This is a genomic window from Vibrio sp. T9, from assembly GCF_003123985.1.
In the GTDB taxonomy this organism is placed as follows: domain Bacteria; phylum Pseudomonadota; class Gammaproteobacteria; order Enterobacterales; family Vibrionaceae; genus Vibrio; species Vibrio diabolicus.
Window position 1 is genome coordinate 1 of record NZ_NIGY01000057.1, and the last position, 486, is coordinate 486.

Consider the following 486-nt stretch of genomic DNA (forward strand, 5'->3'; position numbering starts at 1 on the left):
GTTTTTACTACCTAATCTGGGCTTATCGCAAGTTAATACGTCCTTCATCGCCTCTGACTGCCAAGGCATCCACCGTGTACGCTTAGTCACTTAACCATACAACCCGAAGGAGTTTCGAATTGATGTTCAAATCACCAAAGTTGTCTCTCATTATTTGAATGAGCGAGAGACATATCGATTTTGCCGGACTCAAATTCCAAGAACACTTGAATGTGTTATTAGTTGTATTCATAAATGAATACTTTGAGAACTTTACAAACAACAATAAATTGTTATTTTGTCAGCTTTCCAAATTGTTAAAGAGCTATGTTTCTTCACAAGGAAGTTACATTTTCTAAAGACTTTCAGAGTCAAAAATGCCAACCAGTATCAATTGCTTGTTCTGGTTTGGACGTTTTATTCCAAAAATACTTAGAGAATGGTGGGCGATACCGGGCTCGAACCAGTGACCCCCTGCTTGTAAGGCAGGTGCTCTCCCAACTGAGC

Annotated in this window: 1 rRNA gene; it reads right to left on the bottom strand. The window is 39.5% G+C overall.

What is annotated here, in order from left to right:
* Positions 1–96, bottom strand: a 23S ribosomal RNA gene (locus CBX98_RS25390); the annotation flags it as partial.
* Between the last annotated feature and the right edge of the window lie 390 nt (positions 97–486).